General features: G+C 37.2%; 28 protein-coding genes. 13 read left to right on the forward strand and 15 right to left on the reverse strand.

The window, feature by feature from the left end; genetic code table 11:
- Nucleotides 1–20 precede the first annotated feature (20 nt).
- From CDL10_RS10910 to CDL10_RS10930, 5 genes are all read left to right on the forward strand, one after another.
- A complete protein-coding gene (locus CDL10_RS10910; protein WP_100678557.1) occupies nt 21–1,361 on the forward strand; it encodes a (Fe-S)-binding protein in 1,341 nt (446 codons plus the stop codon).
- Nucleotides 1,362–1,382: 21 nt separating this feature from the next.
- The gene (locus tag CDL10_RS10915; protein ID WP_100678558.1) at nt 1,383–2,174 is read left to right on the forward strand and encodes a (Fe-S)-binding protein; all 792 of its coding nucleotides are present in this window, start codon (nt 1,383–1,385) and stop codon (nt 2,172–2,174) included.
- Nucleotides 2,175–2,176: 2 nt separating this feature from the next.
- Entirely contained in the window at nt 2,177–2,659 is a 483-nt protein-coding gene (locus CDL10_RS10920) for an ABC transporter ATPase (RefSeq protein ID WP_100678559.1), read from the forward strand.
- Nucleotides 2,660–2,743: 84 nt separating this feature from the next.
- Nucleotides 2,744–2,959 (forward strand): hypothetical protein, encoded by a 216-nt coding sequence (locus tag CDL10_RS10925; RefSeq protein ID WP_100678560.1) that lies wholly within the window; start codon nt 2,744–2,746, stop codon nt 2,957–2,959.
- Nucleotides 2,960–2,981: 22 nt separating this feature from the next.
- The gene (locus CDL10_RS10930; RefSeq protein WP_100678561.1) at nt 2,982–3,683 is read left to right on the forward strand and encodes a class I SAM-dependent methyltransferase; all 702 of its coding nucleotides are present in this window, start codon (nt 2,982–2,984) and stop codon (nt 3,681–3,683) included.
- Here CDL10_RS10930 and CDL10_RS10935 read toward each other — a convergent pair whose 3' ends face one another.
- The 3 genes from CDL10_RS10935 to greA are packed head-to-tail and all read right to left on the reverse strand — an operon-like array spanning nt 3,684 to nt 5,378.
- The gene (locus tag CDL10_RS10935) at nt 3,684–4,451 is read right to left on the reverse strand and encodes a class I SAM-dependent methyltransferase (RefSeq protein ID WP_100678562.1); all 768 of its coding nucleotides are present in this window, start codon (nt 4,449–4,451) and stop codon (nt 3,684–3,686) included.
- A 57-nt stretch (nt 4,452–4,508) separates the two neighbouring features.
- Complete coding sequence (locus CDL10_RS10940; protein ID WP_100678563.1) at nt 4,509–4,898, reverse strand: HIT family protein; 390 nt, start codon at nt 4,896–4,898, stop codon at nt 4,509–4,511.
- 3 nt (nt 4,899–4,901) lie between these two features.
- Nucleotides 4,902–5,378, reverse strand: a complete 477-nt coding sequence (greA, locus tag CDL10_RS10945) for a transcription elongation factor GreA (RefSeq protein WP_100678564.1) — start codon at nt 5,376–5,378, stop codon at nt 4,902–4,904.
- Between the two features lie 131 nt (nt 5,379–5,509).
- On the opposite strand from greA, the gene CDL10_RS10950 reads away from it, so the two are divergent.
- The gene (locus tag CDL10_RS10950; RefSeq protein WP_100678565.1) at nt 5,510–5,953 is read left to right on the forward strand and encodes a hypothetical protein; all 444 of its coding nucleotides are present in this window, start codon (nt 5,510–5,512) and stop codon (nt 5,951–5,953) included.
- Nucleotides 5,954–6,031: 78 nt separating this feature from the next.
- Here the strand turns inward: CDL10_RS10950 and dgt are convergent, their stop codons facing one another.
- The 9 genes from dgt to CDL10_RS10995 form a co-directional block, all read right to left on the reverse strand.
- Nucleotides 6,032–7,360 (reverse strand): dGTP triphosphohydrolase, encoded by a 1,329-nt coding sequence (dgt, locus tag CDL10_RS10955; protein ID WP_100678737.1) that lies wholly within the window; start codon nt 7,358–7,360, stop codon nt 6,032–6,034.
- A 1-nt stretch (nt 7,361) separates the two neighbouring features.
- On the reverse strand, nt 7,362–8,072 hold the full coding sequence (locus tag CDL10_RS10960) for an AAA family ATPase (RefSeq protein WP_100678566.1): 711 nt from the start codon (nt 8,070–8,072) through the stop codon (nt 7,362–7,364).
- Between the two features lie 141 nt (nt 8,073–8,213).
- Nucleotides 8,214–8,753, reverse strand: a complete 540-nt coding sequence (locus tag CDL10_RS10965; RefSeq protein ID WP_100678567.1) for an STM3941 family protein — start codon at nt 8,751–8,753, stop codon at nt 8,214–8,216.
- A 175-nt stretch (nt 8,754–8,928) separates the two neighbouring features.
- The gene (locus CDL10_RS10970; protein WP_100678568.1) at nt 8,929–9,309 is read right to left on the reverse strand and encodes a nuclear transport factor 2 family protein; all 381 of its coding nucleotides are present in this window, start codon (nt 9,307–9,309) and stop codon (nt 8,929–8,931) included.
- A gap of 3 nt (nt 9,310–9,312) precedes the next feature.
- On the reverse strand, nt 9,313–9,915 hold the full coding sequence (locus tag CDL10_RS10975; RefSeq protein WP_133119491.1) for a hypothetical protein: 603 nt from the start codon (nt 9,913–9,915) through the stop codon (nt 9,313–9,315).
- Nucleotides 9,916–9,974: 59 nt separating this feature from the next.
- Nucleotides 9,975–10,811 carry a sigma-70 family RNA polymerase sigma factor gene (locus CDL10_RS10980; RefSeq protein ID WP_100678570.1) on the reverse strand — a complete coding sequence of 279 codons (837 nt, stop codon included), beginning with the start codon at nt 10,809–10,811 and terminating at the stop codon, nt 9,975–9,977.
- A 98-nt stretch (nt 10,812–10,909) separates the two neighbouring features.
- Entirely contained in the window at nt 10,910–11,329 is a 420-nt protein-coding gene (locus CDL10_RS10985; RefSeq protein ID WP_243389340.1) for a RidA family protein, read from the reverse strand.
- A gap of 47 nt (nt 11,330–11,376) precedes the next feature.
- Nucleotides 11,377–11,835 carry a carboxymuconolactone decarboxylase family protein gene (locus CDL10_RS10990; RefSeq protein ID WP_100678572.1) on the reverse strand — a complete coding sequence of 153 codons (459 nt, stop codon included), beginning with the start codon at nt 11,833–11,835 and terminating at the stop codon, nt 11,377–11,379.
- Nucleotides 11,836–12,209: 374 nt separating this feature from the next.
- The gene (locus tag CDL10_RS10995) at nt 12,210–12,785 is read right to left on the reverse strand and encodes a hypothetical protein (protein ID WP_100678573.1); all 576 of its coding nucleotides are present in this window, start codon (nt 12,783–12,785) and stop codon (nt 12,210–12,212) included.
- A 148-nt stretch (nt 12,786–12,933) separates the two neighbouring features.
- Here CDL10_RS10995 and CDL10_RS11000 point away from each other — a divergent pair, with 148 nt between their 5' ends.
- From CDL10_RS11000 to CDL10_RS11030, 7 genes are all read left to right on the forward strand, one after another.
- Nucleotides 12,934–13,362, forward strand: a complete 429-nt coding sequence (locus tag CDL10_RS11000) for a MarR family winged helix-turn-helix transcriptional regulator (RefSeq protein ID WP_100678574.1) — start codon at nt 12,934–12,936, stop codon at nt 13,360–13,362.
- 74 nt (nt 13,363–13,436) lie between these two features.
- The gene (locus tag CDL10_RS11005) at nt 13,437–15,827 is read left to right on the forward strand and encodes a 3-hydroxyacyl-CoA dehydrogenase/enoyl-CoA hydratase family protein (RefSeq protein WP_100678575.1); all 2,391 of its coding nucleotides are present in this window, start codon (nt 13,437–13,439) and stop codon (nt 15,825–15,827) included.
- Between the two features lie 4 nt (nt 15,828–15,831).
- Entirely contained in the window at nt 15,832–16,227 is a 396-nt protein-coding gene (locus CDL10_RS11010; protein WP_100678576.1) for a RidA family protein, read from the forward strand.
- Between the two features lie 34 nt (nt 16,228–16,261).
- Entirely contained in the window at nt 16,262–16,747 is a 486-nt protein-coding gene (locus CDL10_RS11015; protein WP_165773011.1) for a GNAT family N-acetyltransferase, read from the forward strand.
- 46 nt (nt 16,748–16,793) lie between these two features.
- Nucleotides 16,794–17,981, forward strand: coding sequence for an acetyl-CoA C-acyltransferase (locus tag CDL10_RS11020; protein WP_100678577.1), 1,188 nt, complete (start codon nt 16,794–16,796; stop codon nt 17,979–17,981).
- A 141-nt stretch (nt 17,982–18,122) separates the two neighbouring features.
- Entirely contained in the window at nt 18,123–18,491 is a 369-nt protein-coding gene (locus CDL10_RS11025; RefSeq protein ID WP_100678578.1) for a DUF4180 domain-containing protein, read from the forward strand.
- A 47-nt stretch (nt 18,492–18,538) separates the two neighbouring features.
- Nucleotides 18,539–20,335 carry an acyl-CoA dehydrogenase family protein gene (locus tag CDL10_RS11030; protein ID WP_100678579.1) on the forward strand — a complete coding sequence of 599 codons (1,797 nt, stop codon included), beginning with the start codon at nt 18,539–18,541 and terminating at the stop codon, nt 20,333–20,335.
- A 79-nt stretch (nt 20,336–20,414) separates the two neighbouring features.
- Here the strand turns inward: CDL10_RS11030 and CDL10_RS11035 are convergent, their stop codons facing one another.
- The 3 genes from CDL10_RS11035 to CDL10_RS11045 form a co-directional block, all read right to left on the reverse strand.
- A complete protein-coding gene (locus tag CDL10_RS11035) occupies nt 20,415–21,056 on the reverse strand; it encodes a hypothetical protein (RefSeq protein ID WP_100678580.1) in 642 nt (213 codons plus the stop codon).
- A 138-nt stretch (nt 21,057–21,194) separates the two neighbouring features.
- A complete protein-coding gene (locus tag CDL10_RS11040; protein WP_100678581.1) occupies nt 21,195–22,241 on the reverse strand; it encodes a PA0069 family radical SAM protein in 1,047 nt (348 codons plus the stop codon).
- A gap of 57 nt (nt 22,242–22,298) precedes the next feature.
- Nucleotides 22,299–22,943 carry a carbonic anhydrase gene (locus CDL10_RS11045; protein WP_100678739.1) on the reverse strand — a complete coding sequence of 215 codons (645 nt, stop codon included), beginning with the start codon at nt 22,941–22,943 and terminating at the stop codon, nt 22,299–22,301.
- Nucleotides 22,944–23,327 lie beyond the last annotated feature (384 nt).

Genomic DNA, 23,327 nt, shown 5'->3' on the forward strand with positions numbered 1-23,327 from the left:
TAACAAAATACGTTCTAAATATGCAAATCATTAGCAGTATTATCTTTGTGATTCTGGCTGTGGCAGGTTTCGGAATTTTCGCTGTAAATGCCAGGAAAATCTACCGCAATATTATGCTCGGACAATCGGTAAACAGGACAGACCGCCCTGCTGACCGATGGAAAAATGTGCTACTCATAGCATTCGGACAAAAGAAAATGTTTGCCCGACCTGTGCCAGCATTATTGCATCTTGCTATTTATGTGGCATTTATGATTACGCAAATCGAACTCATCGAGATTTTTATCGACGGGATTTTCGGTACACACCGGATATTCAAAGAGCCACTCGGAGGTTTCTACACCTTTATGATTAGCCTCATCGAAATTCTTTCGGTTGGGGCATTGACAGCAACAATCATTTTTTTATACCGAAGAAATTTGTTGAAACTGCCACGTTTGAACATGAAAGAAATGCTCGGCTGGCCGAAAAAAGATGCCAACCTGATTTTGATAATGGAAATCATTCTGGTGCTATGTATTTTTACCATGAACGGAACTGATGAAGTGCTGTATAATATGGGGAAATCCCATTTTGAAGGACAGGGAAGTTTCGGATTTACGGTTTCGCAACATTTAGGACCGGCAGTATTTGGTTCGCTGAGTGAAGGAACGCTGCATATTCTGGAGAGAGTAGGGTGGTGGGGACACTTTATGATGGTTTTGGCATTTTTGAATTACCTGTATTTTTCCAAGCATTTACATATTCTATTGGCTTTTCCGAATACCTATTTTGCCAATTTGAACCCGGAAGGACAATTCGATAATCTGGAATCAGTAACCAATGAAGTTAAGTTGATGATGGACCCGAATGCTGACCCTTTCGCAGCTCCCGCTCCGGACGAAAATTCGGTTCCGGCAAAATTCGGTGCATCAGATGTAATGGATTTGAACCGGGTACAGCTACTCAATGCTTATACTTGCACCGAATGCGGTCGTTGTACATCGTCTTGCCCGGCAAATATTACCGGGAAAAAACTATCACCGCGTTTAATTATGATGAAAACCCGTGACCGCCTGGAAGAAGTTGGTAAAAATATAGATGCCAATAAAGGTACATTTGTTGATGATGGCAAATCATTATTGAACGATTATATTACGCCGGAAGAATTATGGGCATGTACGACTTGTAATGCTTGTGTGGAGGAATGTCCGGTGCAGATAAGTCCGCTTTCTATTATTATGGATATGAGAAGATTCCTTGTTATGGAACAAAGTGCTGCTCCGGTCGAATTGAATAATATGATGACCAATATCGAAAACAACGCAGCACCATGGCCATATAATCAGATGGACAGATTAAACTGGAAAGACGAAAATTAATCAAAACTAAAAAGAAAAATTATGTCAGAAAATTTGATAGTACCCACTATGGCCGAAATGATGGCAAAAGGAGAGCAACCCGACGTATTGTTTTGGGTAGGGTGTTCGGGCAGTTTTGATGACAGAGCCAAAAAAATTACCAAAGCGTTCGTAAAAATTCTCAATAAAACCGATGTGAAATTTGCTGTTCTCGGAGCAGAAGAAGGCTGCACCGGCGACCCGGCAAAAAGAGCAGGAAACGAGTTTTTATTTCAAATGCAGGCTATGATGAACATTCAGGTGCTTGATGGTTACGAAATAAAGAAAATCGTAACAGCCTGTCCACATTGTTTCAATACGTTGAAGAACGAATATCCCGGATTGGGCGGAAAATATGAAGTGGTGCACCACACCCAGTTTTTGAAATCACTTTTAGATGAAGGAAAATTGTCCATTGAAGGTGGTAAATTTAAAGGAAAACGGATTACTTTTCACGACCCTTGCTACCTCGGAAGAGCCAACAAGGTTTATGAAGCACCCAGAGAATTAATCCGGAAACTCGATGCCGAGCTGGTAGAAATGAAACGCTCGAGAGCCAACGGATTGTGTTGTGGCGCCGGTGGTGCACAGATGTTCAAAGAACCGGAAAAAGGTAACAAAGATATCAATATGGAACGCACCGAAGATGTGATGGAAGTAAAACCCGATATCGTTGCTGCCGGGTGTCCGTTTTGTAATACTATGCTGACAGACGGAGTGAAATTTAACCACAAGCAAGAAGAAATAGAAGTTTTAGATATCGCAGAACTAATTGCTAATGCAGAAGACCTATAATTATGTATATACCATTTAACGAAATGCCCAAAGAGGCACGAATATGGATTTATCCGTCCAACCGTAAATTGACCGACCAGGAGGTAGGGGAAATTACGGATATATTAACCCATTTTGTTGGCGAGTGGGCAGCTCACAGCACACCGTTGAAAGCCTCGTTTGAAATCAGACACAATCGTTTTATCGTGTTGGCGGTGGACACAGACTATCATGCGGCGTCCGGTTGTTCTATCGATGCTTCGGTTAAAGTTATTCAGCAAATCGAGCAAAAATACGGTATAGATTTGCTGGATAAAATGAATGTAACATACAGAACCGGCGAATTTATTGCTCATAAACCATTGATTGATTTCAAAAAAATGGCAAAGGCAAAAGCAGTAAACGGACAAACCATCGTGTTCAATAACTTAGTTAACACTATTGAAGAATACGAAAATTACTGGGAAGTGCCGGCAGAAGAAAGCTGGCATGGACGATTTTTCTGATGAAAAAAGCGTGTTAGAATTTTACTAAAAAACTTCGCAAATCAGAAGATTATCCTTAAATTTGAATAAAACATTTTTCGCAGAATGAACTATACAGATATTATTATCGCAATCATTGACCGAACTCAGGTAATATACGAGTGGTTTGTCAAAATTTTTGGGTACATTGCCGATTGGTTTGACCGGTTTAAGGACTTTATTTTAGAGTTGGTAGAAACTATCAAGGATAGATTCTTTACCAAAGAAGATTTGGATTCCTACCTTAAAAACTATTTAGAAACCGAACATAATTTTATTTGATTTCGGATAAGTAGATAACAATATGAAAGATTTACTCGGACGGGCTATTTTGGATTATCAAATCCGGAAAAAGCCCGTTTTTATTGATACATGCACCAACCTGACTGATTGGGACGAATTGGAAATCGCTTATTTCTTTCGTGATTATAACGAGATGCCCCAAATTGAACAAAAAGCGTTGGATTTGTGTAAGGGAAAAGTGCTTGATGTTGGTTGCGGTGCCGGTAGCCACGCTTTGCATTTACAGAAAAAAGGAGTTGAATTAACTGCCATAGATATTTCTGCTCATGCGGTCGAAGCGTGTAAAAACAGAGGAATCAACAATGTTTATTGCAAAAATGTGTTGGACATAGCTGAAAAATATGATACTATTTTGATGCTGATGAATGGCACAGGCATTTTTCAAACTTTGAACCAAACTTCCGAATACCTGCAATTACTCAAATCGTTGCTGAATCAAGGCGGACAAATTCTGATTGATAGTTCTGATTTAATTTACTTATTTGATGAGGACGAAGACGGCAGTAAATGGATTCCGTATGACGGGAAATATTACGGCGAATTGGATTTTACGATTCGATACAATAACGATGAGGAAAGTTTTCCGTGGTTGTATCTTGATTTCAATACTTTAAAAAGAGCTTGCGATGCCAATCAGCTTAACTGTGAATTAATTGTTGAGGGCGAAAATTATGATTATCTGGCGAGGATAACGATGGAGTAGCTATGGCTTTCTTACAACCGGGATAATCTCACCTTTTGCTAAACAATAATGCTTGATATCTGAATCACTGAGGGTTTTTGTGTAATCTATTGCTTGAACTTCAAAACCGATATTTTGTAATTTGTCGAAATAATCTCTGCCATAAACCCGGACATGGTCATACTGCCCGAAAATTTTTGCCCGCTCTTTTCGGTCGGTAATGGAATCATCTTCAAATGTTGTTTCACGTGACAAATCCTGTGGAATTTGCAAAACAGCCCAGCCACCTGATTTCAATACTCTGAATAATTCCTGCATAGCCTTGGTGTCGTCAGGAATATGTTCCAGAACATGATTACAAAAAATCACGTCAAATTCGTTGTCATAAAAAGGTAAATTGCAAATATCAGCTTTCACATCTGCCAATGGGGAAGATAAATCTGTTGCGGTATAATCCAGGTTTTTTTGCTGGCGAAATCGCTGGTAAAAAGCCTGTTCGGGAGCGAAATGCAACATTTTTTTCGGAGCTGTAAAAAAATCGGTTTCATTTTTCAGATACAACCAAAGCAAACGGTGCCTTTCCAGTGATAAAGTGCTTGGCGACAGCACATTTTCTCTTTGATTTTCATAACCATAAGGCAAAAATTTCCGAAAACTTTTTCCGTCAATAGGGTCGGTGTAACGGTTTCCTCTCAGCCAGATGACCAACAACGGGCGAACGATATAGCTCATTCTGATGAGTATCGGTCGCGGAATGATGTTGAGTAGGGTTTTGAAAAGTCGTTTCACTTTTTAAAGATAAAAAAAGCCACGGATTAAAGAGGTTAATTCGTGGCGAAATATTTTTTATAAACAATCATTAATACTTTTAGCAACGGCTGAAAATTCTTCCTGAGTGAGCGTTTCTTTTTTCTCAAAACGCATATCGTCCATACTTTGCAAAGGAATCAAATGTACATGAACGTGCGGAACTTCCAGACCGACAACTGCCATTCCTACGCGTTTGCACGGAACAGCTTTTTCTATCGCCTGAGCCACATCATAAGAAAAATCCATCAAACGGGAATAAGCTGTCTTGTCCATATCAAAAATCTTATCGATTTCTTTTTTTGGTACGCACAAAGTATGTCCTTTCGCATTCGGGTTAATATCCAGAAATGCAATAAATTCATCGTTTTCTGCCACTTTGTGACAAGGAATTTCCCCTGAAATGATTTTTGTGAATATACTGCTCATTGTTTAGTCTCTTGAGATTTCCAAAATTTCAAATGTAATCGTTCCGTTCGGTACCGTTATTTCGGCAGTATCGCCTACCGATTTACCCAACAAACCTTTTCCGATTGGGGAAGTTACGGAAATTTTTCCTGATTTCAAATCTGCTTCACTTTCAGCAACCAACGTATAGGTCAGTTCCATTTTATTAGCCAGATTTCTGATTTTTACTTTAGACAAAACCAATACTTTGGAGTTGTCGAGCTGTGATTCGTCAATGATTCGGGCGTTGGCAAGCAGCTCTTCCATTTTGGCAATCTTCATTTCCAATAAGCCCTGAGCTTCTTTCGCAGCATCATATTCAGCATTTTCAGACAAATCGCCTTTGTCTCTCGCATCAGCAATCGCCTGAGAAGCCTTCGGACGTTCAACCGCCTTTAGTTGTTCCAATTCGTCTTTCAGTTTTTTAAAACCTTCTTCGGTGTAATAGGATATCTTACTCATATTTTTTTCGTTATATAAACAGAAAAAATCCCACCAAACGGGATTTCGTTTTCTGATTGAATTAATATTTCGTGTTAAATAATTTCCGGTACAAATTTAAAATAATAAATTTGTTTTTCAAACGTTTTTCTATGAAAAAGATTTTTGCTTATTTATTTGTGATAGTGTTATTTAGCTGTTCAAAAGATGATTGGGAATATTACAATCCATATCTGCCTGACTATGCGGTTAATTATCACGTTAATTTGGATTTACCTCAATTTCATCAGTTGCAGTACGGTGCTGCAGCAGTGTATATCGGCGGGGACGGTATCGGCATCAACGGCATTATTCTGGTTAATACAGGGGTTGGTTTTGTGGCTTATGATGCGACTTGTTCTAATCATCACATAGAAAATTGTTCAATTCTTTCGTTGAATGGTCTGGAGGCAACCTGCAACTGCGAACATGCACTCACTTATCTGCTCATTGGCGGTAATGTTGTGCCTGATTCTGAGAATTCAGATGAGAAATACTATCCGTTAAAGCCTTATCGCGTGATACAAAACGGAAATGTGCTTGTGATTACGAATTAACTCAATATATACGTTAAAAACATCTATCTGCGGATAAAATAAATCATTAACCCGAACGCAAATAAATATTAAAACGAATTAGTTTTTCATCATCTCATACATTTCCAACGCCTTTCCGTCGGTCAGGAGTGAAATGTAAGTGCAAATATTTAGCAAACGTTCATACAGTGGTTTGTTGGTGTCGGTGTATCGGGCAGGAATCATTCTGAGCAACAGATTGTCGATGTGTGTATTTTTTTGCTCACATTTATTTTCGACTGCTGTAATTGCACGTTCCAGTAAAGTGTGTAAAACTTGGTAACCTTTGATTTCCTTGACCATAACCTCGTTGCTTTGATAAATTTTCTTCACACTAAGGTCAATGATTTTTTTCAGCTCGCCGGCTTGCCGAATGGCATCGGTCAGTGATTGGTTGAATTCGCCACGCAGAATTTCTTCCTCATGTGCAAGAAAAATCGTTTTACATTCATTGATAAGATGTCCGACGCACAAAGCCCGTAGATAAGCTACTTTCTCATTGATACTGTCCAGATGAGCATAAACTTCTTGTTTGATTCGTCCGGAAACGATGTTTTCCAGCATCGGAATACCAATTTCAGCCGGAATCCAGCCAAGGTTGATACCATCTTCAAAATCAATAATGGTATAGCAAATATCATCGGCGGCTTCAACCAGAAAAGCCAGTGGGTGTCTGTGATAGCGAATGTTTTCGCCTGTTTTTTGGATTAGTCCTAATGTTTGGGCAATATCTTCGAATTTAGATTTATCTGCTTGAAAAAAGCCGTATTTTTTATCGGAAATATCCGCTGATGGTTTTTTAGGCAGGCTTTCTTTAGGATATTTCATAAAAGTGCCCAAAGTGGCATAAGAAATCCGCATTCCGCCATCGTCGAGTTTGCCCGAATTGGTCAGAATGTGAAAGCCGTTGGCATTTCCTTCAAAATCAATCAAATCCTGCCATTGCTTGTCAGTCAACTGATTTTGATATTGTTTGCCTTTTCCGTGTTTGAAAAAATCCCCGATAGCTTTTTCGCCCGAGTGCCCGAAAGGCGGATTTCCAATGTCGTGACACAAACAAGCTGCTGCCACAATCGCCCCGAAATCGTTGAGTGTGTAACCGTTTTCAGTTAGTTCTGGGTATTTTTTCAGTAACTCCAGTCCTGCCAATCGCCCTAAAGACCGTCCGACAACCGATACTTCAAGGCTGTGCGTGAGCCGTGTGTGAACGAAATCAGTTTTGGAATGTGGAATAACCTGTGTTTTGTCTTGCAAACTGCGGAAAGGCGACGAGAAAATAATCCGGTCGTAATCGACTTCAAAACCCAATCTTGTTGCGTTTTCTTCGTTACGAGGTCTTTCCTTTTTATCGTTGTATTTTTTCAGGGACAACAGTTGTTGCCAATTCATTTTATTGCTCATCTTGCGGTAAATGTTCTTTGATGATGTTTTGTTTGACTGTTTTGTAGAAAGTATCTTTGGCTTCGGCATACGAAATATTGTACCATTTTTCTTTGGGTAAATATTTTTCCGGAATATTTTTACTCAAAACCGTATAAAGTTCGTCGAGCAATTCCGGTTGTGGTTTTTCAAATTTAATCTGCCATTCAAAACGTCGGCGAAGTGCTTCGTCAATCTCGTTAATCCGGTTGGTAGCGGCTATCAGAATTGATTTTTCCGGAAAATAATCCATGAGTTGTATGATGGCATTAACGACCCGCTTCATTTCTGCGTTGTCTTTGTTGTCGGCATCGCGGATTTGCCCGAGCGAATCAAACTCATCAAGCAGTAAAACCATACTTTCATATTGCGATTCTTTGAACAAAACTTCTAAATTTTTGGAAGTTTCCCCAAGCTTGGAAGACACCACCGTTGCCAGATTGACAATAATCAATTTTTTATTGAGATGATTGGCAACCACTTTAGCAGTCATGGTTTTTCCGCAGCCGCTGTCGCCATGCAGCAATAATTTGTTGGAAACAGGCAATCGGTATTGTTTGAAAATATCCTTGAATTGCTGTTCGTTCAAAAATGATTTGAGATGAGATTTTATTTCTTCCGAAGCCACATAATCTTCAAAAGTAACATCGGAACGGTCGATATAATAATTGGAATTACTCATTGAGTTGTTTTCCTTGTTTAGTATGTTCTACAAACTACAAAAATAGTGAAATTGTTTGAAATTTAGCTTGTTTATTTATTTGAGATTTATAACGGTTTGAGTATGGGATTTCCGAGCAGATATTAAAAAAAATGGTTGTTTTTAGAATTTGTGTTCTTTTAGTTTTTTGGTCAGTAGGTTGTATAGCTCGTCAAAGTTTGTTTGTAATGAATTTGCCGAAATGTTAATGGGTGAACCATAGTTTTTATAATTCATTTCCATTCCTTTTCTTTTTATTGGATTAGTTATTTTATTTATATATTCTTGAGGATTTTTTACAACGAACATCAGGAATTTTTGGTTTGCTACTTGAATAGTTCTGATTTCTTTAATATCTGTCCACAAAACAAGTCCCGCAGAAACACCGCTTGAATTATCGATTATTCCCTGATGATTAATAATAAGTCCTGCATTTTTGTCTGAAAGTTTACGAAATATAAGAACCGCTATAAGTCCGAAAAACAGAATTGATACAAATCCTACGATGGAAATTAGGGTAGAGTTACTAAAAATTGGATTGCTGATTTTCGATGGATTGCTTATAAACCAAATACCAAGTCCAACGAAAACAATTGAACCTAAAAGTATTAAAGTCATTTTCTTTTTACTCAATGGTATTTCAATTTGTCTGTTTTGTGTCATAATTTTTCTTTGTTTTATTTTACAAAATCTGCTTGTTTCCGGAGTATATTCCTGATGTAAACCGAATTTTCAGAATATGCTAGCACAGCTTTTATAGGGATGGTAATTTTATCAATTATGCTTACTTGTTCGCCATAGGGATGAATTATTGAATAATCTTGTGGGGGATAAAGTTTTATGGTAGTTGCATAAAACTTGCACCTATGATTTTTAATGTATCGTCAAAGCGTTTCCAAACCCTAAAATAACGAAATGTTCCTTCTAATGGTGTTCCCGTCATTTTTCCTTTCGCTGTCATAGTTACGATTGAAAGTGCTGTGTTGCCTGTTATTTTAATGTCGTTAATTTCCGTGGACGCCTCTTCAATAATCATTGTTTTTGCTCTGTGAGCATTTAAATCCATTTGCTTCGTTAGAATTTCTCCTGTTGGTGCAACTGCAACTAAGTCATCGTGTAATAGTTGATCTAAAATCTCTACATTGCTTACGAGTTGAGCCGAAAAAAGTTTGTTTTCGGCTTCAATAACATCTTCTTTGGTAATTTTTAGTTTGTTCATCTTTCAATTTTGCCATTTAGTTTTTCCGTTCTCGTCAAACATTTGAATGGTAGGATTCCCTAAACTGTCGACTTTTAAAACAATTCTCGGCACTTCATTGTGGTCTTTCATAATCAGTGAGGCATTGCCATTTTCTGTCATCAGATTGATTCTGTCGATGTTATGCCCGGGTTTGCCCGAAAGATCTTTGTCATTGATGAATAAACCGGCTCTGAAATAATTGTCGTGCTTATTATCTTGTGCCAAAATTCCGATAGCGTCTGCATTCTGGTAATCAAATGCCAGGGCGTTCAAATTGGTTTCCTCATTATCAGTTATCGCCAAACCTCCTCTTTCATCTCCATTTTTGTCATAAAAAATAAGACCGGCTGGTTTGTAAGCCCTCTGAAAAGTCTTCCCTCCGACAATAGGATCAGGAATACACTTGGTATTTGCAATGACGATTCTGTTATTTCCCGTATCGTCTTTTATAGTTATCTTCTCGGCTTCCATAAAGGTGCTTGACTTGTCATTTAAAAGCATATAGGATAGTATGGAAACAAGTACGATATTGAGCAGTAAAAGTGCTCCAAATAGAAGTTTAAAAAATGTAGATGTTGTTTTCATAATTAAAAATATTTATATTGGGTTTGTTTTAAGTTGTTTATTATCAATAATATATAATGTTAAATTAATATTTTAAGCTTTTCGGGGTCGATAACAGCATCAATCCGGATAATCTTGTTTTCATATATGTCAAAAATCTGGCACGACTCAATCACACCACCTTGTATAAATAGCACTGCGGGCTGATGGTTAATCATAGTCAATTTAATTTCTAAAGCACTGTTATATGTTTGATGTACATACATTAATAATTTACTTACCTGATCAGCACCTATACATTCTTTCGCGACCACTTTAACCTTAGTACCACCGTCAGCATAAAACCGAATATCCTTGGCTAGTAATGTTTTCACCTCTTCGGTGTTGTCATTTCTGATGGCATTGATTAATTTCTTTACTGTATCAGACACTGCCGGCTGAAAATGTCTTTTGGATATGTTTCCTATTGCTTTCAACCTTTCTTTGGCTCTGCTCAAAATTTTTCTGGAATTCTCAGTAGTCAATGACAGTATTTCTCCGATCTCTTCGTGTGAGTGCCCAAAACCTTCTTTTAAAATAAAAACGGCCCGTTCTTTGGGATTGAGTTGCTCCATTCTTGCCAATAACGAAAAATTAAAAATTTCCTGATGTTGCAAATCCTCATCGGTAATCACAGGTTCAGGTAACCAAACGTCAGCCGGAACCGTTTTGTTCTGCTTTTGTTTTAGTTTGATTGCCTGATTGATCACGCTCTTGATCAGATAATTCTTGGGATTATTTACGATACCTGACGATACTTTAGAAAACTGAATGACTACGTCCTGAATGACATCTTCAGCATCTTCTACTGTCCCTAACACATTATAGGCATAAGGAAACAGCATACGCTGATAATTTTCAATGGAAATACTCATCATGATCGTATTGTTTTAGGCTTTGGATAATTAATCAAAGATATAGCTAAAAGAATAAATGAACGCTTCATTAATGACATATTTCAGCAAGTTTTTATTCATTAATTCGGACTTTTGACAGCCAAAGCTTCGATTTCTATCAACATGCCATCTATGGCTAATTTAGGAACAGGTATTAATGTGTTGATAGGAAAATTTTTCTCTGGCCATACCTTATTAAACTCTTCTACAATGATGTTTAATTTCTCCTCATCATGATCCACGACCAAAGTAGTTAATTTAACCACGTTGTTCATGTTAAGATTTTCGGTGGCAAGTGCGTCCTTGATATTCTTTAAAGAAAATGCCAGCTGCCTTCTAAAATCGGGACTCAGTTTACCTTCTGTATTTTCTTCGCCACCTTGTCCGGCAACAAAAATTAGCTTGTAGCCTTCCGGAACGGTAACCATATGAGAAAATCCGTATGGACTGGGATCGAATAGAGACGAAGGATTTTTAAATTCCTGTGCTTGAGTTGTCATAGTAAAAATTATAGCGGTTAAAAAAAATAAGTGTTTCATAAGTTCTTTTAAATAGTATTTTCGACATACGTCCCTGGTATCGCACCAATCGTTTTATTAATCCTGTTCCAGGCATTGATTTGCGTAATTACCAGAGTTAGAATAGATATTTGTTCTATAGAGAAATGTTGTTGTAGCAAAGCATAAAGGTGATCATTGATTTCTTTCTGATGAGCTAAGGTCAAATTTTCTGCAAATTCCAATGTGACTTTTTCGTAATCTTCAAAATACGGACATTCTTTATAGGCAATAAGCGTATGCAACCTTAATTCGGTCTCTCCAAGAGCCAACGCTTCTTTGTGGTGCATATCCAGGCAGTATCCACATTTGTTTATTTGTGAAACTCGGTATTTTACTAATTCAATCAGCTTTAGGTCAAGTCCTGATTTCATTATATACAATTCCGTTTTCATCATGCCATCCAATAATCCTTTTGGCATCTGGCTTAAGTCAATTCGTGTGTTCATAAAACTTCTTTTTATTATAATAGATCCTGTTTTCTATAAAACGTGACACATTTTATTAAAATTACCCAATGTGCATTATGAATTAAAAAACAAAAAAGTTGTTCATTTGATTGAAAATCAGTAAATTGTTTTAACTGCAAAACATTTACAATGAACAACTTAAACGCAAATTACGAAAGAATTTTGGAAATATTGAGAAAAATATCAACAGCCTGAATGTGGTTCTTATTATCTGGGGAGTTATTCTCGTAGGTCATTTTATCATTTTTTTGCTGACGAGAAAAAAAGCAATAAACAATTTAGACAAAGATGACTTGTTTGATTAAGAGGAGAAAAGAATTAGCCATGAATTACACTAATTCATGGCTAATTAGTTAAAACCGGTATCCGGCTTTGAATCCGGCTCTGAAAACAAAGTTATTAAAATCTTTGTTGTCCACGCCGTTTTTGCCTTTTACTTCCCATTTCCAGTTATATCCAGCGAAAACATCAAGGCTTATTCCTGAACCCACATCAATTTTGTAACCGAAATCGCCGTTAATCAAACTCCAATAACTGTATTTTCCGTCACCTGCTCCGGGTAAATTGTTGTCAAATCGGGTTTGTGAATAAGAAAGGTAGCTTTGACTGTAAAATCCGGTTTTCTTTCCGCGTTGCAGATAGGTTCTTGTACCTAAATCTATTCCGAAACCTTTTCCGTTTTCATCAAAAAGACTGTTTTTGTATTCTAAATCAGTCATGTAAACCGCAAAAATAACAGAAGTGTTGCGTTTTGCTGCTTTCAGTTCGCTTTCCTTCTCGAAGGATAATCCGTAAAACATCGGTTCGGAATAACCTCCCATGGCGGAAATGGTAATTCCTTCTTTAGAAACATCGTTGGTTTCCTTTTGCTGAGCAGTAGCAACTACTGACAATGCCAGTGTACATAAAGTGAAAATCTTTTTTCTCATGATATATTGTTTTTGAGTTTTGTTAAGCCATAACAAAATCTTTGCCAGAAATAAATTTAAGCTGAAAAATAAATATTTTAAAAATTAACAAGTAAATAGTATGCTTGCATAATATATTTCGTATATTTGGTTTCATATAAATTTGAAAATGAAAGAAAAATCTATAGATTATACACTCAAAAATACGTGGCAGGCAATCGCCCGAATGTATAATGAAGAAGCGGGGAAATACGGAGCTTCTATGTCTATTGGATACGCTTTGCTGAGCATTGACAAAGAGGGAACCTCTTCAACTGCTCTCGCTCCGAAAATGGGAATGGAGCCAACGAGCTTGACTCGAACACTTAAATCTATGGAAGAAAAAGGCTTGATTGTTCGTAAAAAAAATCCAAAAGACGGGCGAGGAGTTATCATTCATCTGACAAAATTAGGACAAGAAAAAAGAGAATTATCCAAACAGACCGTTTTGCGGTTTGACGAGGTTATCAAACAGAATATCTCAGAAGAAAAACTAAACATTTTCAAAGAAGTATCTGAAACGATAAACACATTAATAAGTAAGAAAAAAATATATTAATTTAAAGAGTAAGAAAGTTGAAAAGTTATAAAGCTTTGTAACCTTAAACTTGAAACAAAATAAACTAAAAAAAAATGAAAAGACTAATCAAAAAAGTAGCTGTAATCGGATCTGGAATTATGGGTTCGGGAATTGCCTGCCACTTTGCCAATATCGGAGTGGAAGTGTTGCTTTTGGATATTATCCCGAAAGAGCCGAACGAGGCTGAACTCAAAAAAGGACTGACTATCGAAAGTAAGGCTGTACGAAACAGAATTGTAAACACAAATCTGCAAACTGCTTTAAAATCAAGTCCTTCGCCTATTTATCATCAGAAATTTGCGTCCCGAATTACAACGGGAAACACAACCGATGATTTGGAAAAAATCAAAGACGTGGATTGGATTATTGAAGTTGTAGTCGAAAGATTGGACATCAAAAAAGCCGTTTACGAGCAAATCGAAAAGTACCGCAAACCGGGAACTTTGATTACGTCAAATACTTCGGGAATCCCGATTAAATTTATGAGTGAGGGACGAAGTGAAGATTTCCAAAAGCATTTTTGTGGAACGCACTTTTTCAATCCGGCTCGTTATCTAAAACTTTTTGAGATTATTCCAACTGAAAATACTTCTCAAGAAGTTCTTGATTTCTTGAATGAATACGGAGAAAAGTTTTTGGGAAAAACGTCTGTAATTGCTAAAGACACACCTGCTTTTATCGGAAACCGCATCGGGATTTTCGGAATTATGAGTCTTTTCCATTTGGTTAAGGAAATGGGGCTTACCGTTGAAGAAGTTGATAAATTGACAGGACCTGTTATCGGTCGTCCGAAATCGGCAACTTTTAGAACGGTTGATGTGGTTGGATTAGATACGCTTGTTCACGTGGCAAACGGATTGTACGAAAACTGCCCGAATGACGAGGCTCACGAATTGTTTAAATTGCCCGATTTCGTCAAAACGATGTTGGAAAATAATTGGTTCGGAAGTAAAACAGGAGAAGGGTTTTACAAAAAAGTTGATAAGGATATTTTGGCTCTCGATTTGAATACATTGGAATATCGCCCTCAAAAAAAAGCCTCTTTTCAGACTTTGGAGCTTACCAAAACGATTGACAAACCGATTGACCGATTTAAGGTTTTGGTAAAAGGAACGGACAAAGCGGGAGAATTTTACAGAAAGAATTTTACAGCTATGTTTTCGTATGTATCGAACAGAATTCCCGAAATTTCCGATGAATTGTATAAGATTGATGATGCGATGAAAGCAGGTTTCGGCTGGGAAAACGGACCTTTTGAGATTTGGGACGCTATCGGAGTGGAGAAATCGCTGGCTCTTATGGAAGCTGAAAACCATAAACCTGCCTTATGGGTTACCGAAATGATTTCAAACGGAATTAAAAGTTTCTATACTGTTAAAGACGGAGCTACCTATTATTATGATATTCCGTCAAAATCGTACAAAAAAGTTTCGGGACAAGATGCCTTTATTATTTTGGATAATATTCGGGAAACTAAAACTATTTGGAAAAACAATGAGGCTGAAATCCAAGACCTTGGAGACGGTATTTTAAACATTGAGTTTAAGTCAAAAATGAACTCTATCGGAAGCGGTGTTTTGCAGGGAATCAACAAAGCGATTGATTTGGCTGAAAAGGATTATCAGGGGTTGGTAATCGGAAATCAGGCAACTAATTTTTCGGTCGGGGCAAATATTGCAATGATATTTATGCTGGCTGTCGAGCAGGAATATGACGAATTGAATATGGCTATCCGAATGTTCCAAAACACGATGATGAGAATCCGTTATTCGGGAATTCCTGTCGTGGCTGCACCTCACGGAATGACTCTCGGAGGAGGTTGCGAAATCTGTCTTCACGCAGACAAAGTTGTAGCGGCTGCCGAAACCTATATCGGATTGGTAGAATTCGGAGTGGGTGTAATTCCGGGAGGTGGAGGCTCTAAAGAGATGACCGTTCGTGCAGCTGATTTGTTCCGTAAAAATGACGTGGAGCTGAATGTTTTACAGGAGCATTTTCTCACAATCGGAATGGCAAAAGTAGCAACTTCGGCTTATGAGGCTTATGATACGAACATTTTCCAAAAAGGAAAAGACGTGGTTGTCGTGAATAAAGACCGACAAATTGCAGAGGCTAAAAAACACGCTTTGCTAATGGCAGAATCTGGATATACACAACCTGCACAACGCAACGATATTAAAGTTCTCGGAAAACAGGCTCTCGGAATGTTTTTGGTTGGAACAGACCAAATGAAAGTAGGAAAATACATTTCGGAGCACGACCAAAAAATCGCAAACAAACTCGCTTATGTAATGGCAGGAGGCGATTTATCCGAAGCAACTTTGGTAAGTGAGCAGTATTTATTGGATTTGGAAAGAGAGGCTTTCTTATCGCTTTGTACCGAAAAGAAAACATTGGAACGTATTCAATATATGTTAACCAAAGGAAAACCTTTAAGAAATTAGTATTATGAATAAAAAAATCATTCGTTTAAATCCTGAAAATATCCCGATACCTGTTGGCAAATATTCACACGTTACTATTATTCCGAAAAATTCAGATTTATATACTTTCTCGGGTCAAATCGGGGTTGATAATAACGGAAATATTCCCGAAAATCTGAATGAACAGGTTGATAATACATTTAAAAACATTCAACAGATTTTAGAGAGTCAAAACCTTACTTCTGATGATGTAATAAAGGTTAATATCTGGGCTACGGAAGAAATTAATTGGAATTTTTTATATGCAGAATGGGAAACTTTGTTTGGACAAACTTATCCATCAATGACGATAGGTTATGTAAAAGCATTAGGTCTTCCCGAAATAAAAATCGAAATTGAAATTTGGGCAGCAAAACAATAAAATTATGAAAAACACAACCGCTTTATAATTAAAAATGGAAAAACCTAATTTTGAAATAACTGAATATTCTGACATATATAAACAACAAATTTTGAATGTTTGGGAAAAATCAGTTCTTGAGACACACGATTTCTTAACTTCAACCGATTTTAAAGAAATTAAGGAATTGGTCAATACGCTAAATTTCAATAATTTTCAGGTTTTTTGTTTGATAAATGAAAACGTCGTATCGGGTTTTATTGGAATTGCAGAGAAAAAAATTGAAATGCTCTTTTTAGACCCAAAATATTTTGGACAAAAACTTGGATATAAATTATTAAACTTTGCGGTTAAAGAATTAAGTGCAGACAAAGTTGATGTAAATGAGCAGAATACAAAAGCACTGAAATTTTATCAAAAATTCGGATTTGAAACATTTGAAAGAACTGAAAAAGACGAACAAGGAAGAAATTATCCATTGTTGAAAATGAAGTTAAAAAATAAAAAACAGATTTTCCCTGAAAGGGAAATATATAACTAACCCAATGGCAACGCCTTAGGAAATAAAAAGAAAAAACAAAAGAATTATGAAAAACACAACCGCTTATATAGTTTTGGGTTTTAGAACAGCCGTCGGAAAAGCACCAAAAGGAGTATTCCGATTTAAAAGACCTGATGAATTAGCAGCAGAAACCATTCAATATCTGATGAATGAACTGCCTGATTTTGACAAAACGAGAATTGATGACGTAATGGTCGGAAACGCAATGCCCGAAGCCGAGCAAGGCTTGAATGTCGGACGTTTAATTTCTTTAATGGGATTAAAAATTACTGACGTTCCCGGAGTTACGGTAAACCGTTATTGTGCATCGGGATTGGAAACCATTGCAATGGCAACTGCCAAAATCCAAAGCGGAATGGCACACTGTATTATTGCAGGAGGAGCAGAAAGTATGAGCTTTATCCCGATGGGAGGTTACAAGCCCACACCCGATTACGAAGTAGCCAAAGAGGGAAATGAGGATTACTATTGGGGAATGGGACTTACAGCCGAAGCAGTAGCCGAAAAGTATAAAGTTTCCCGTGAAGAACAGGACGAGTTTGCTTTCCATTCACATCAGAAAGCCCTGAAAGCACAGGCAGAGGGAAAATTCGACAAGCAGATTGTTCCGATTACGGTTGAGCAGACGTTCATCAACGAAAAAGGCAAAAAGGAAACCAAATCTTATACGGTTACCAAAGACGAAGGACCACGAGCAGATACAACCCTTGAAGCATTGGCAAGACTTAAACCCGTTTTTGCCAACGGAGGAAGCGTAACAGCAGGAAATTCCTCTCAAATGTCAGACGGAGCGGCTTTTGTAATGGTTATGAGTGAGGAAATGGTTAAAGAATTAAACCTTAAACCGATTGCCAGAATGGTAAGTTATGCAGCAGCAGGAGTTGAACCACGCATTATGGGAATCGGTCCTGTTAAAGCCATTCCAAAAGCGATTGAACAGGCAGGATTACAACTGAATGATATTGAGCTTTTTGAGCTGAATGAAGCATTTGCCTCGCAGTCTTTGGCTGTTATCCGAGAATTAGGTTTGAATCCCGACATCGTAAACGTAAACGGAGGAGCGATTGCATTAGGACACCCACTTGGTTGTACAGGAGCAAAATTATCCGTTCAGCTTTTTGACGAAATGCAACGCAGAAACAACAAATACGGAATCGTTACGATGTGTGTCGGAACAGGACAAGGTGCTGCGGGAGTGTATGAATTGTTGTAAATGATGAATTTTAAATTTTGTCTGAATCACAACTTGTTTCGGTTGATGTTAGTTTCTATTTACAAGAAATTAAATATATTATAAACATTATTACCAAAATAGTTAAAACCTCACAAGAGAATATTCTAATTAAAATAATTTATGAAAATAGAAAGTCATATTATAGACAACACTAAAATTGCTGAAATCGTATCAGAAACGATTATCATAAAAGCAAGTGAAGATGGATTAGACTTGTTAGGAAATTTATATTATCAAGACTTTGACAAAATTATTATTCAGGAAAAAAACATTACACCTGATTTTTTTGACCTACAAAACGGAATAGCAGGGGAAATACTTCAAAAATTTTCTAACTATCGTGTTCAGTTAGCAATAGTTGGCAACTTTGCATCACATTCAAGCAAAAGTATTAACGACTTTATTTATGAAAGTAACAAAAAAGGACAGATTAACTTTGTAAAATCAACAACAGAGGCATTAAATGTACTTTCAAATAATAAAAATTGATATGTATTTACAGATGGTAATTCAAAATTTAAAATAACTATAAAGATATGGAAGACATAACAAGAGGAGGACAATTCCTCGTAAAAGAGACAAAAAGTGAAAACATTTTCACACCCGAGGATTTCTCGGAAGAGCAGGTAATGATGCGTGACTCGGTTAAAGAGTTCGTTGACAGAGAAATTTGGCCTAACAAAGAAAGATTCGAAAAGAAAGATTACGCTCTTACGGAAGAATCTATGCGTAAGGCAGGAGAATTAGGCTTTTTGGGAGTGGCTGTTCCCGAGCAGTACGGAGGTTTGGGAATGTCTTTTATTTCTACTATGCTTACCTGCGATTATATTTCGGGGGCAACAGGTTCGTTTTCAACTGCTTTCGGAGCTCACACAGGAATCGGGACAATGCCAATCACTTTGTACGGAACAGAAGAGCAAAAGCAAAAATACGTTCCGAAATTAGCATCGGGAGAATGGTTTGGATCGTATTGTTTGACCGAACCTGGAGCTGGTTCTGATGCCAATTCGGGAAAAACAAAAGCCGAGCTTACAGCAGACGGAAAGCATTACAAAATCAATGGGCAGAAAATGTGGATTTCCAATGCAGGATTTTGTTCTTTGATGATTGTTTTTGCACGAATTGAAGACGACAAAAACATCACAGGCTTTATCGTGGAATACGACCCGAACAATCCGAACGGAATCACTTTGGGAGAAGAAGAACACAAATTGGGAATTCGTGCAAGTTCGACAAGACAAGTGTTTTTTAATGATACGCTTGTTCCTGTCGAAAATATGCTGGCAGGACGTGGAGAGGGATTTAAAATCGCGATGAATGCCCTGAATGTTGGACGTATAAAATTGGCTGTTGCCTGTCTTGATGCCCAAAGACGTACGATTTCGGGAGCTGTAAATTATGCAAACGAAAGGGTTCAGTTCAAAACACCGATTGCGAATTTTGGAGCAATCCGTGCAAAAATTGCTGAAATAGCTACGAATTGTTTTGTGGGGGAATCGGCTTGTTATCGTGCAGGAGGTGACATTGAAAAAAGAATAAATGCAAGATTGGCAGACGGAAATTCACATCAGGAAGCAGAGTTGAAAGGTGTTGAGGAGTTTGCTATCGAATGTTCCATTTTGAAAGTGGCTGTTTCGGAAGATATTCAGAATTGTACCGATGAGGGAATTCAAATCTTCGGAGGAATGGGATTCTCGGAAGATACTCCAATGGAAAGTGCTTGGAGAGATGCCCGTATTGCCCGAATTTACGAAGGAACAAACGAAATCAACCGTATGCTTTCCGTTGGAATGTTAATCAAAAAAGCGATGAAAGGACACATGGATTTGCTTGGCCCTGCAATGAAAGTAGCTGATGAGCTGATGAGCATTCCTGATTTTGATGTTCCGGATTATTCTGAACTTTTTTCGGAAGAAAAAGAACTTATCTCAAAACTGAAAAAAGCCGTTTTAATGGTGGCAGGAAGTGCTGTTCAGAAATACGGAACGGAATTAGAACAACATCAGCAGTTGTTAATGTGTGCATCGGATATGCTTATTGAAATTTATATGGCAGAATCGGGAATTTTACGTGCTGAAAAATTAGCAAAATCCAAAGGAGCAGAAAACGTAAAAGAGCAGATTGCAATGGCTCAATTATATTTGTATAATGCGGTTGATATTGTTTACACCAAAGGAAAAGAGGGAATTATCTCTTTTGCCGAAGGCGATGAACAGCGTATGATGCTTATGGGACTTCGCAGGTTTACCAAATACGTCAATATGCCGAATGTAGTTGCACTTCGTGAAACTATTGCAAGTAAAGTAATTGCTGAAAATAAATATCCGTTCTAAAAAACGGTTTATTGTTTTAAATTGAGAAAAAAAAATCGAGATAAATTTTACCTCGATTTTTTTTATATGTCAATTACGTTTATTCCATATTTTGTAATTCTTGTTGGTTTTTCTTCCAATACAAATCGAAACTGTAAAATGATAGCAATAGAATAAAGAAGAAGCAAACCACAAAATAAGCCGTTCCAAGTTCTACACTTATCATAGGACCACCTCCCAGTCCGGAATTCATACCTCCCATTGAATTAAGAGATTGCAGTTCGGGAGAGTTTTTCATAACAAGAGCAAAAATAACCAGGCAAGCCAAACTTATTGAAGACAGAATAATTTGATAAATTCCTTTGTTTTTAATTTTTAAAAAACTGACTATCAGTCCAATAATGCAAAAAATCAATGGAACTAAAACAAGGATAGAAGGTTTCTCTTTTTCCTCTTTCGGAGTAGTTTCCTCGCTTTCTTCCGAATCTTCGTCACTCAAATAATCTTCGCTTAAATCGTTTAATTCAGTATCTCCAAATAAATCTGAATTTAGCTTTTTTGCAAATTCACTGCTTTCCATTTTTTCTTCCATATTAACTCCTATTGCCAAATCTACTCCGGAGAATGATACCAAGTCTGTTCCACTACATTTGATGTTCAAAAACGGTAGAAAGAAACAAATAAAAATAACAGTATAACTCGGAATCGGTAATAAATCTGAAATGATTTTTAATGATTTCATGAAAAACGTTTTTTAGTATTAAAGTTTCAAAAATAGTATTTTATAGTTTAGTAAGCTAACAAAACTAATAATTATTCCATAATAAATAAAATAAGGAATGGTTTTGATTAATGGTAAATCCTTTGGAAATAGGTCATTTTAAAACAACCGTAATTGTTCTCCTTTTGTTCCGTCAAAAAGGGTAGTAGATAAGTGAAAATCTGTCTTTTCAGGAAAATATTTTTGCCTTGCAATTTGAAAAGTACGATGAATCATTTCGGCAAAATTTCCTTCGCCCTTGTTGCGTTTGGCAATGTTTTTTTCAGATACTTTTCCGCCGTGCAATGAAGCGATTTGGTTAATCACTTTGTTTTTTCTATCCGGAAAATGTGTTTCGAGCCAGCTTTCAAAAACAGGGTGTACCTCGTCATTAAGAGCCACCAAAGTGTATCCGAAAGATATTGCACCATGTTCATGAATCGTTTTTACAATTTTCAGGATTTCAGCACTGTTAAGGCTTGGGATAACCGGTGCAATCATCACGTGAACAGGTACACCGGCAGAGGACAATTCCAGAATAGCTTTCAGCTTGTTTTTTGTCGATGAGGTTCGGGGCTCCATCACTCTCCTCAAATCCTCATTGATAGTAGGAATGCTTAGTGACACCGAAACCAGGTTTTTTTCTGCCAATGCTTTGATGATGTCCAAATCTCTCATAATCAAGGCATTCTTTGTAATAATACTCACAGGATGTCGGTAGTCTAAGCAAATTTGCAGTAATTTTCTCGTTAATTGATATTGTCTTTCTACGGGCTGGTAACAATCGGTATTTCCTGACAGCATAATAGGCGAGGGGCGATAGCCTTTCTTTTGGAAACATTTTTCCAATAATTCCGGAGCATTCTTTTTAACCAAAACAATACGTTCAAAGTCAATCCCCGCACTGTAACCCCAGTATTGATGCGTCGGTCGGGCATAACAATAAGAACAACCATGCTCACAACCCTGATATGGATTCATCGAATAAACAAAAGGAAGAGAATTTCCTTTTACCTTATTCACAATGGTTTTAGGGAAAACCTCTAAGGTTTTTGTCTGAATTTTCTCATCGTCATATTCGTCCTGATAAATGGATTCTTCATAACGAGATTGCGAAAACCTGTTATGAATATTTGTAACAGCTCCCTGCCCTTTGAACTTGTTCATTGTTTTATTGAGTATTTAATTTATACAAGGTATAAGGAGTCTGCTTGTACGATGAAATTACTTTTTCAGATTTCCTAAGTCATAAATCTCCCGGATTTCTTCCAGCTCATGGTCGAAATCAATGTTTAAATCAATCAGTTTTCCGGTTGATACATCAAACACCCAGCCGTGAACAGTAGGGTAGCCGGTTTCCAGGTAAGACGTTTGCACCGCCGCAGTTTTAAGCACGTTGATACATTGTTCTTTTACGTTCAATTCAACCAACCTTTTGTATCTTTCGTTTGAATCAGTGATATTGTTCAATTCCTCTTTATGCAGGCGATATACGTCCCGGATATTTCTCAGCCAAGGATTTAAAATGCCCAAATCTTTAGCCTCCATAGCAGCCTTCACACCTCCGCAAAAATAGTGACCGCAAATGACGATATGTTTTATCTGCAAGTGTTTTACGGCGTAATCAATTACCGTAGCAGAACTCAAATCGTTATTCGGAATGATGTTGCCTACATTTCTGTGTACGAACATCTGCCCAGGTCCCACACCAGTAACTTCTTCGGCAGTTACGCGGCTGTCGCTACAACCTATATATAATATTTCTGGACTTTGCCCTTCTGATAAATCAGTGAAATAATTACTATCTACCGTTTTCTTTTTTTCAATCCACGCCTTGTTGTTCTCAAATATTTTTTTGTATAACTTCATTTTGTTAGGTTTTTTTATGTCTAACAAAGTTAGTGACGAATCATTATATATGTCAAAGATTAAAGGAAAAAGATTTAAACAAAAAAGTAAATTGTTATAAGTGAAAAACATTTCCGCTTCCAACGGGTTCGTTTGTAGCCACTTGAGTATATATTTCAATAAAAGGGATAAAAATCTTCTCATTTCACTTGCATTATTTGATAAAAGAGTTTTATATTTGCGTCCTCGTTTGGGATAGGAGATGGGGGTTTAGGATAAAGTACATTATAGATTTTTGGATAGGGAATAAGACTTTGAATTTTTTTCAAAAAAAAGTACAAAAAAGTTTTGTTGAATGAAAAAAGGTAATTACTTTTGCACCCGCTTTGAACATGAAAGGCGAGA

The organism is Avrilella dinanensis (genome assembly GCF_002807015.1).
GTDB classification, from domain to species: Bacteria; Bacteroidota; Bacteroidia; order Flavobacteriales; family Flavobacteriaceae; genus Flavobacterium; species Flavobacterium dinanensis.

What these genes read in the sequence shown, in the direction of transcription:
- CDL10_RS11005 (WP_100678575.1), top strand. Translation starts at nt 13,437, where the DNA reads ATGAAAAGACTAATCAAAAAAGTAGCTGTAATCGGATCTGGAATTATG.
- CDL10_RS11025 (WP_100678578.1), top strand. Translation starts at nt 18,123, where the DNA reads ATGAAAATAGAAAGTCATATTATAGACAACACTAAAATTGCTGAAATC.
- CDL10_RS10940 (WP_100678563.1), bottom strand. Translation starts at nt 4,898, where the DNA reads ATGAGCAGTATATTCACAAAAATCATTTCAGGGGAAATTCCTTGTCAC.
- CDL10_RS10965 (WP_100678567.1), bottom strand. Translation starts at nt 8,753, where the DNA reads ATGACACAAAACAGACAAATTGAAATACCATTGAGTAAAAAGAAAATG.
- CDL10_RS10915 (WP_100678558.1), top strand. Translation starts at nt 1,383, where the DNA reads ATGTCAGAAAATTTGATAGTACCCACTATGGCCGAAATGATGGCAAAA.
- CDL10_RS10995 (WP_100678573.1), bottom strand. Translation starts at nt 12,785, where the DNA reads ATGAGAAAAAAGATTTTCACTTTATGTACACTGGCATTGTCAGTAGTT.
- CDL10_RS10980 (WP_100678570.1), bottom strand. Translation starts at nt 10,811, where the DNA reads ATGATGAGTATTTCCATTGAAAATTATCAGCGTATGCTGTTTCCTTAT.
- CDL10_RS10950 (WP_100678565.1), top strand. Translation starts at nt 5,510, where the DNA reads ATGAAAAAGATTTTTGCTTATTTATTTGTGATAGTGTTATTTAGCTGT.
- dgt (WP_100678737.1), bottom strand. Translation starts at nt 7,360, where the DNA reads ATGAATTGGCAACAACTGTTGTCCCTGAAAAAATACAACGATAAAAAG.
- CDL10_RS10975 (WP_133119491.1), bottom strand. Translation starts at nt 9,915, where the DNA reads ATGAAAACAACATCTACATTTTTTAAACTTCTATTTGGAGCACTTTTA.
- CDL10_RS11010 (WP_100678576.1), top strand. Translation starts at nt 15,832, where the DNA reads ATGAATAAAAAAATCATTCGTTTAAATCCTGAAAATATCCCGATACCT.
- CDL10_RS11045 (WP_100678739.1), bottom strand. Translation starts at nt 22,943, where the DNA reads ATGAAGTTATACAAAAAAATATTTGAGAACAACAAGGCGTGGATTGAA.
- CDL10_RS10925 (WP_100678560.1), top strand. Translation starts at nt 2,744, where the DNA reads ATGAACTATACAGATATTATTATCGCAATCATTGACCGAACTCAGGTA.
- CDL10_RS10985 (WP_243389340.1), bottom strand. Translation starts at nt 11,329, where the DNA reads ATGACAACTCAAGCACAGGAATTTAAAAATCCTTCGTCTCTATTCGAT.
- CDL10_RS10910 (WP_100678557.1), top strand. Translation starts at nt 21, where the DNA reads ATGCAAATCATTAGCAGTATTATCTTTGTGATTCTGGCTGTGGCAGGT.
- CDL10_RS10920 (WP_100678559.1), top strand. Translation starts at nt 2,177, where the DNA reads ATGTATATACCATTTAACGAAATGCCCAAAGAGGCACGAATATGGATT.
- CDL10_RS11000 (WP_100678574.1), top strand. Translation starts at nt 12,934, where the DNA reads ATGAAAGAAAAATCTATAGATTATACACTCAAAAATACGTGGCAGGCA.
- CDL10_RS10970 (WP_100678568.1), bottom strand. Translation starts at nt 9,309, where the DNA reads ATGAACAAACTAAAAATTACCAAAGAAGATGTTATTGAAGCCGAAAAC.
- CDL10_RS11020 (WP_100678577.1), top strand. Translation starts at nt 16,794, where the DNA reads ATGAAAAACACAACCGCTTATATAGTTTTGGGTTTTAGAACAGCCGTC.
- CDL10_RS10990 (WP_100678572.1), bottom strand. Translation starts at nt 11,835, where the DNA reads ATGAACACACGAATTGACTTAAGCCAGATGCCAAAAGGATTATTGGAT.
- CDL10_RS10960 (WP_100678566.1), bottom strand. Translation starts at nt 8,072, where the DNA reads ATGAGTAATTCCAATTATTATATCGACCGTTCCGATGTTACTTTTGAA.
- CDL10_RS11040 (WP_100678581.1), bottom strand. Translation starts at nt 22,241, where the DNA reads ATGAACAAGTTCAAAGGGCAGGGAGCTGTTACAAATATTCATAACAGG.
- greA (WP_100678564.1), bottom strand. Translation starts at nt 5,378, where the DNA reads ATGAGTAAGATATCCTATTACACCGAAGAAGGTTTTAAAAAACTGAAA.
- CDL10_RS10930 (WP_100678561.1), top strand. Translation starts at nt 2,982, where the DNA reads ATGAAAGATTTACTCGGACGGGCTATTTTGGATTATCAAATCCGGAAA.
- CDL10_RS11030 (WP_100678579.1), top strand. Translation starts at nt 18,539, where the DNA reads ATGGAAGACATAACAAGAGGAGGACAATTCCTCGTAAAAGAGACAAAA.
- CDL10_RS11015 (WP_165773011.1), top strand. Translation starts at nt 16,262, where the DNA reads ATGGAAAAACCTAATTTTGAAATAACTGAATATTCTGACATATATAAA.
- CDL10_RS11035 (WP_100678580.1), bottom strand. Translation starts at nt 21,056, where the DNA reads ATGAAATCATTAAAAATCATTTCAGATTTATTACCGATTCCGAGTTAT.